The organism is Pseudomonas sp. GM25 (genome assembly GCF_000282255.1).
Taxonomy (GTDB): Bacteria; Pseudomonadota; Gammaproteobacteria; order Pseudomonadales; family Pseudomonadaceae; genus Aquipseudomonas; species Aquipseudomonas aphyarum.
Genome location: NZ_AKJQ01000023.1, coordinates 1 through 8,411 on the forward strand (window position 1 = coordinate 1; position 8,411 = coordinate 8,411).

Below are 8,411 nucleotides of genomic sequence, written 5' to 3' on the forward strand. Positions count from 1 at the left end.
TTGTTTTGCCCGCAGGAAAGTTCTTACAGCATTCTCAGCCGCCTTGCGGCTGTCGTCGCCTGCCGACAATGCTAAGGTTCAGCCCTAGCTTTTGTACTTTTCCAAGGAAGCCTTCATGCCGGACACCCAGTCCCTCAACGCTGCATTCATGGTCGTTCAGAGCAACAGCCTGGATGAACTGCGCAGCCTTGTGATCAGCATCATGCGGCGCTATCCACTGGCTCCCCTGGAGAACGAAATCGCGCTTGTACAGAGCAACGGCATCGCTCAATGGCTCAAGCTGGCACTGGCTGAGGATCCTGAAGAGGACGACTCCGGCGGCTGTGGTATCGCCGCCGCTATTGATGTGCAACTGCCGGGCAGTTTCATGTGGCAGCTTTACCGGATGGTTCTGGGACGAGAGGAAATTCCGGCAAAGTCGCTGCTCGACAAGGCACCGTTGACCTGGCGTCTGATGCGCCTGTTGCCACAGGTCATCACCCGACCGCATTTCGAACCGCTACAGCGCTTCCTCACCCATGACACCGATCTACGCAAACGCTACCAGTTGTCCGAGCGTCTGGCAGACCTCTTCGACCAATACCAGGTTTACCGCGCTGATTGGCTTGAGGACTGGGCAGAGGGGCATCATCAACTCCGAAATGTAAGAGGTGAAGCGAAGCCGCTCTCACCGACCAGTTGCTGGCAGGCAGAATTGTGGCGCGCTCTGCTGGACGATGTGGGCGAGCAAGGCATGGCCCAGAGTCGCGCGGGCGTGCACCAGCGGTTCATGGAGCGCATCAACAGTCTTGAACGCGCACCGACCGGACTTCCCCAGCGAGTGATCGTTTTCGGAATTTCCTCGTTGCCCGCCCAGGTACTGGAAGCATTGGCCGGGTTGTCTCGTTTCAGCCAGGTTTTATTGTGCGTCCATAACCCCTGTCGTTATCACTGGGCCGATATCGTTGCCGACAAGGATCTCTTGCGTCATCAGTACAAGCGGCAGGCCCGAAAAAACGGCATGCCTGTGGTGCTGGATTCGGAATCGCTCCACCAACATGCTCACCCGCTCCTCGCAGCGTGGGGTAAGCAAGGTCGCGATTACATCAACCTTCTCGACAGCTACGACGAGCCGGACAGCTATCGCGCAGCATTTCGCAACGGACGTATCGATCTGTTCAGCGAAAACCAGCCGAAGAACATGCTCAATCAGTTACAGGACGACATTCTGGAGCTGCGGCCGCTCAGCGAGACTCGAGCGCTCTGGCCGGCAGTCGATCTGACTCAAGACGATTCGATCCGCTTTCACATAGCTCATAGCGCCCAGCGCGAAGTGGAGATTCTCCACGACCAGCTCCTGGCCCGTTTCAGTGCCAACCCTCAATTACGCCCTCGCGATGTGATCGTGATGGTGCCTGACATCGATAGTTATGCGCCGCATATTCGCGCCGTATTTGGGCAACTGGATCGTCAGGACCCACGCTTCATTCCCTTCACTATGGCCGATCAGGGCCAGCGCGGGCGGGATCCATTACTGATCGCTGTCGAGCATCTGCTCAAGCTGCCGGACAGTCGTTTCCCCGTCAGTGAAATTCTCGACCTGCTCGACGTTCCTGCGTTACGCGCCAGGTTTGGTGTGCAGGAGCGAGACTTGCCGACTCTGCATCGCTGGATCGAAGGGGCCGGCGTACGTTGGGGCATCGATGCCGGGCAACGGGCCGAACTGGGATTGCCCGACGAACTGGAGCAAAACAGTTGGCGCTTCGGCCTGCGTCGGATGCTGCTCGGCTATGCCGTCGGCAGTTCCGGAGCCTGTGGGGATATCGAACCCTACGATGAAATCGGTGGTCTCGATGCCGCGTTGATCGGCCCGTTGGTAGCGTTGCTGGATGCACTGGAGCTTTCGCATCAGCAACTGATGAAACCCGCGCAACCACAGGAATGGGGATATCGGCTTCAGGCGTTGATGCAGCTGTTTTTCAAACCCGAAGATGAGCATGACGACTACCTGCTGGCTCAGCTCGAGGAGTTGCGCGAAACCTGGCTGGAAACCTGCGAGGCCGTCGGTCTGCTGGACGAGCTGCCACTGACCGTCGTCCGTGAGGCCTGGCTGGCGGGGCTGGATCAGGGGCGTCTGTCGCAGCGCTTCCTGGCGGGAGCCGTTAACTTTTGCACGCTGATGCCGATGCGCGCGATCCCGTTCAGGCTGGTTTGCCTGTTGGGCATGAACGATGGCGATTATCCACGCGCTCAACCGCCGCTGGACTTCGATCTCATGGGCAGCGACTACCGGCCGGGAGATCGTTCCCGTCGTGAAGACGATCGCTATCTTCTGCTCGAAGCGCTCTTGTCCGCCCGCCATCAGCTCTACATCAGTTGGGTCGGCCGCAGCATTCGCGACAACAGCGAGCGGCCAGCCTCTGTGTTGATCGGCCAGTTGCGCGATCATCTCGCCAATGGATGGCGATCGGTCGACGACAACGAAGATCTTCTGATTGCCATGACTCAGGAGCATCCGTTGCAGCCATTCAGTTCGCGCTACTTCCATGAGGAAGACAAACTGTTCAGCTATGCCAGCGAATGGCAAGTGCTGCATCAACATCACGAACAGAACGACGCCGCAACAATGCTTGCCCCCCATGTTCAGGAGGAACCGTTGAGTCTGGAGCTGCTGCAGGACTTCCTGCGCAATCCGGTTCGACACTTTTTCACTCAGCGACTCAAGGTTTACTTTGAAGCGGCGCAGGTACCTCAGGCTGACGAGGAACCCTTTGTGCTGGATGCGTTGCAGCGATACATGCTCAGCGACAGCTTGCTCGGGGCAGCCTTGAGACACCCGAACAATGTTGATCAGGCGCTCGAGTCTCAAGCCCGACGCCTGCAGAACAGCGGACTGCTGCCCATGGCCGGGTTCGGTGAATGCCTTCAACGAGAGTTGATCGAGCCTTTGCCAGACTTGTTGCAACGATATCAACAGCTGTTGGCGTTATGGCCAACACCGCTAACCAACGCGCTACCGATCAATTTTGAATGGCAGGAACTGCGCCTTGAAGGATGGCTAGGCGGTTTGCACCGGCGCGCCGATGGCGGCGTACTGTCGGTCACAACAATCCCCAACAGCATAGGCTCGATCAAGAGCCGCAAATGGCATCGCATGACCAAGCCCTGGGTCAGCCATCTCGTCGCGTGCGCCAGTGGACTCTTCCTGACGACCGCACTGGTGGCCAGTGATGACACGCTCCTTCTTGAACCTCTGGAACAGACTCGAGCGGGGCGAATTCTCGAGGATCTGCTGCTCGCCTGGCAGACGGGCATGCGCCAGCCACTTCCTGTCGCGGTAAAAACGGCTTTTGCATGGCTGGCCCAGACCGATCCGGTCAAGGCCGAAGCGGCTGCCCGTAAAGCCTATGAGGGCGATGGTCAGACTAGCGAAGGCGAGCGGCGTGAAAGCCCGGCTCTGTCCCGACAATTCGCCGACTTCGACGCACTCCAGGCGGATGAAACTTTCTCCGGTTGGTGTGATGCACTGTATCGCCCTTTGCTTGAGGCACCGTGGCGCTCATGGACCCACGAGGAGGCAGGCGCATGAGTAACCAGCCGCCACTCGCCCTGGCATTCCCGTTAAAGGGCAGCCAACTGATCGAAGCCAGTGCGGGCACTGGCAAGACGTTTACCATTTCGGCGTTGTATTTGCGGTTGATCCTCGGCCACGGAGGCGAGGCGAGTGGTTTCGGTCGAGAGCTGTTGCCCCCGCAGATTCTCGTGGTGACCTTCACCGACGCGGCCACCAAAGAGCTGCGCGAGCGCATACGCACACGCCTGGCCGAGGCTGCCCGTTTCTTCCGTGACGAGACACCTCCCCCCGATTCATTGATCGATGAGCTGCGTGCACAGTTCGATCCGCAACTATGGCCCGGTTGCGCCAACCGCCTGGACATCGCCGCGCAATGGATGGACGAAGCCGCCGTCTCGACGATCCACAGTTGGTGTCAGCGAATGTTGCGCGAGCATGCGTTCGACAGCGGTAGTCTGTTTACCCAGACCCTGGAAACCGATCACAGCGACCTGCTCGGCGAAGTGCTGCGCGATTATTGGCGGCTGTTTTGCTATCCGATGCAGGGCGATGCATTGAGCTGGGTCCGCAGTCACTGGGGAGGTCCGGCGGCCTTGTTGCCGCGTGTGCGTGGGCTGTTTGGTACCGAGCGCGAAGGGGACTCTGACAAGACCCCATCCGAACTGATCGAAGACTGCCTGCAGGAACGCCGTGCGGCATTGGTGGAGTTGAAGGGGCCATGGCGGCAGTGGGCTGATGAGTTACTCGCCATCTGCCATCAGGGCGTCGCCAACAAAACCGTGGACGGGCGCAAGATGCAGGCCCGCTATTTCGAACCCTGGTTCGAAAAGCTCAAGGCCTGGGCCGAGGACGAGTCGCTCGAGCAACTGGATATCGGCACCGGGTTCGCCCGGCTCACACCGGACGGCATGGCTGAAGCCTGGAAAGGCGAGCCGCCGAGTCACCCGGGCCTGGATGCCATGCCTGTGCTCAAGTCGAGCCTCGACAATTTGCCGACGCCCGATGCGGCCGTGCTGCAGCATGCTGCCAAATGGGTTGGTGCTCGCTTTGAAGACGAGAAGCGCCGTCGGGCCGAAATGGGTTTCGACGACATGCTGTTGCGTCTGGATGCTGCCCTGCAATCCGACGGTGGGGAACGTCTCGCCACGCTCATCCGCGAGCAGTTCCCGGTCGCCCTGATCGATGAGTTCCAGGATACGGATCCGGTGCAGTACCGGATCTTCGAAAGCATCTATCGCATTGAAGAGGATAATCCCGAGACCGGACTGTTCCTGATTGGCGACCCCAAGCAGGCGATCTATGCCTTCCGTGGCGCGGATATCTACACCTATCTGCGAGCCCGCCAGGCTACAACCGGACGCCTGCATACCCTGGGCACGAACTTCCGTTCCAGTCACGGGATGGTCAGTGCGGTCAACCATGTTTTCGAACGTGCCGAGTCCCGTGAGCAAGGGCGCGGAGCATTTCTGTTTCGAGAGAAAAACGGCGATAACCCGGTGCCATTCCAGCCTGTAGAGGCTCAGGGTCGTAAAGAACATTTGCAGGTTTCCGGGCTGGATGTGCCAGCGCTGAACATCTGGCATTTATCCACCGACAAGCCACTGTCCGGGGCGGTTTATCGCCAGCAGTTGGCGGCGGCCTGCGCCAGTGAGATCACGACCCTGCTTAATGGCGGGCAGACCGGTCGCGCCGGGTTTGCGCAGGAGGGCAAGGATTGGCGTGGGCTGCGGCCAGCGGACATTGCGATCCTGGTGCGCGACGGTAAAGAGGCGCAGGCGATACGCGGTGAGCTCGCAGCGCGCGGAGTCCGCAGCGTTTATCTGTCGGACAAGGACTCGGTCTTTGCCGCTCAGGAAGCCCATGATCTGCTGTCGTGGCTAAAGGCGTGCGCCGAGCCGGATGTCGAACGCTCCCTGAAAGCGGCGCTGGCGTGCATCACACTGAATCTGCCGCTGGCTGAGCTGGAGCGCCTGAATCAGGACGAACTGGTCTGGGAAACCCGGGTCATGCAGTTCCGTGGTTATCGTGAGCTCTGGCGCAAGCAAGGGGTGCTGCCGATGTTGCGGCGCCTGCTGCACGACTTTCAACTGCCGCAGATGCTCATCGCCCGCAGTGATGGCGAGCGGGTGCTGACCAACCTGTTGCACCTGTCGGAGTTGTTGCAACAGGCCGCGTCGGAACTCGATGGCGAGCAGGCACTGATCCGTCATCTGGCTGAGCATCTGGCGCTGTCCGGGCAGGCAGGTGAAGAGCAGATCCTGCGTCTTGAAAGCGACGAACAACTGGTCAAGGTCGTGACCATTCACAAGTCCAAGGGGCTTGAATACCCTTTGGTGTTCCTGCCGTTCATCTGCTCGGCCAAACCCGTGGATGGCAGTCGATTGCCGCTGCATTACCACGATGAGTCCGGCAAGGCCCGCATCAGTCTGAAGTCCGACGCTGAACTGATCGCCTTGGCGGACAATGAGCGCCTGGCGGAGGATCTGCGTTTGCTCTATGTCGCGCTGACCCGCGCGCAACACGCGTGTTGGCTCGGGGTGACGGATCTCAAGCGCGGTAACCACAGCAGTTCGGTGCTGCATCTTTCTGCACTGGGCTATCTGTTGGGCGGCGGCGCAACGTTGAACGAGTCCAGCGGATTGGCTCGCTGGCTGGACGATCTGCAACAGAATTGTTCGTCGTTGAGCGTTGTTGAAATGCCGGAGGCCACCCGCGAGGAGTACCAGCCTCCGCGTAACGAAGCCACGCTACGTGCCACCCTTTTGCCGAGCCGCAGGGCCAGCGAGAACTGGTGGATCGCGTCGTACAGTGCCTTGCGCATCAGTGACGTGCTGAGCGTCGGCAATGACGAAGCTCCCGACAGTCCGCAAGCGCAAAAACTGTTCGACGACGAACGCCTGGATCCTGAAGCTCCGCGCGAGATCATCGCCGGCGGGGCCGACATTCACCGCTTCCCTCGCGGGCCGAATCCGGGAACGTTTCTTCACGGTTTGCTGGAGTGGGCAGGGGAGGAAGGGTTTGCGGTCACCCGCGAATCGCTGGACGATGCAATTGCCCGACGTTGCAACCGTCGGGGCTGGGAAGGCTGGATCACTACCCTCGGTGACTGGTTGCAACACTTGCTCAAATTGCCGCTGCCTGCGGGCTTCGACCAACCGCCAGTGGTGCTCGAGCAATTGAAGCAGTATCGGGTCGAGATGGAGTTCTGGTTTGCCAGCCACAAAGTCGACGTCCTCAAGCTCGACGAACAGGTGCGTCAGTTCACCCACAACGGTGTTGCCCGGGTCGGCGCCGAAGCGGTGCAGCTCAATGGCATGTTCAAAGGCTTTATCGACCTGACGTTCGAGCACGAGGGCCGCTACTACGTGGCCGATTACAAATCCAACTGGCTGGGTGTCGATGACGCCGCGTACACCGAGCGAGCCATGGAGCAGTCGATCCTCGACAACCGTTATGACCTGCAATACGTGCTGTACCTGTTGGCACTGCATCGTCAGCTCAAGGCGCGGCTCGCCGATTACGACTACGACCGGCATATCGGCGGCGCGTTGTATCTGTTCCTGCGTGGGACACGGGCTCCTGGCGGTGGCGTTTACTTCGCGCGACCACCAAGGGCGCTGATCGAACGTCTGGACCTCATGTTCCAGGGCAAATCGCAACCCAAGGCCGAGCCCGCGTGGGAACAGGGAGTACTGCTATGAACCGGACATTCGCCGATCTGCTGCCAACGCCGCTGACCGCCGACAGCCTCGTGCAACTGACGCCCCTGACCCGGGCCGATGATCTGTTGCTGTTGCTGACCCAGTGGGTCGAGCGTGGTTGGTTGCGGGCACTGGATAAGGCATTCGTGGCCTTCCTTCATGAGTTGGCACCCGATGTCGATCCGCTGGTGTTGCTAGCCGCCGTATTGACCAGTCACCAGCTCGGCCATGGTCATGTCTGCCTGGATCTGTTCGAAACCCTCAAGGCGCCGGATTTCGCGCTGTCTCTGCCTCCGGAGGGGGACGCACAACCCGGCGTATTGCTGTTGCCCTCGCAGTTGCTCGAAACCCTCGACGGAGCGCATTGGTGCAAAGTACTGGCCGGCAGTTCGCTGGTGGCACTGGCCGCCGACGAAGGTGCGTCGGCGCAGGAGCGCCCGCTGGTGTTGTCCGGCAAGCGCTTGTACTTGCGGCGCTATTGGGCCTACGAGCGGCGCATCGACAGCGCATTGCGTCAGCGACTCGCGGAGCAGGAAGCGACACCGTCCGATCTTGCACGGCGGCTGGACGAGCTGTTCGATCCAGCGCAGCGTGCGGATGTCATCGACTGGCAGAAACTCGCCTGCGCCCTGGCCACCCGAAGTGCCTTCAGCATCATCACGGGTGGCCCGGGCACCGGCAAGACGACGACGGTGGTCCGTTTGCTGGCGTTGCTCCAGGCGCCTGCGGTCGAGGCGCACCAGCCATTGCGCATCCGCCTCGCGGCGCCTACCGGGAAGGCGGCGGCGCGGCTGACCGAGTCCATCAGTCAGCAGGTGCAGTCGCTGAAAGTTGCTGACAGCGTCCGGGAAAAAATCCCGACCGAGGTGACCACGGTGCACCGCCTGCTTGGCAGTCGTCCCGGCACGCGGCACTTTCGCCACCATGCCGGTAACCGTCTGCCCCTGGACGTTCTGGTGGTCGATGAAGCGTCCATGATCGACCTGGAAATGATGGCCAACCTGCTCGATGCCTTGCCACCTCATGCCCGGTTGGTGTTGCTGGGCGACAAGGATCAACTGGCCTCCGTGGAGGCGGGCGCGGTGCTGGGGGATTTGTGCCGCGATGCCGAAGCCGGTTGGTACAGTCCGCAGACCCGCCAGTGGCTGGGGCAGGGG

General features: G+C 60.6%; 3 protein-coding genes. All 3 read left to right on the forward strand.

Annotated features, from left to right (window positions below):
- The first annotated feature begins 115 nt into the window (after positions 1 to 115).
- Entirely contained in the window at positions 116 to 3,568 is a 3,453-nt protein-coding gene (gene recC / locus PMI24_RS06710; protein ID WP_007952120.1) for an exodeoxyribonuclease V subunit gamma, read from the forward strand.
- Positions 3,565 to 7,254 carry an exodeoxyribonuclease V subunit beta gene (recB, locus tag PMI24_RS06715; RefSeq protein ID WP_007952122.1) on the forward strand — a complete coding sequence of 1,230 codons (3,690 nt, stop codon included), beginning with the start codon at positions 3,565 to 3,567 and terminating at the stop codon, positions 7,252 to 7,254. Before recC ends, recB begins: the two co-directional genes overlap by 4 nt.
- Positions 7,251 to 8,411, forward strand: a 1,161-nt coding sequence (gene recD, locus PMI24_RS06720) for an exodeoxyribonuclease V subunit alpha (protein ID WP_007952123.1), incomplete at its 3' end; no start/stop codon positions are given. The genes recB and recD, both read left to right, overlap by 4 nt.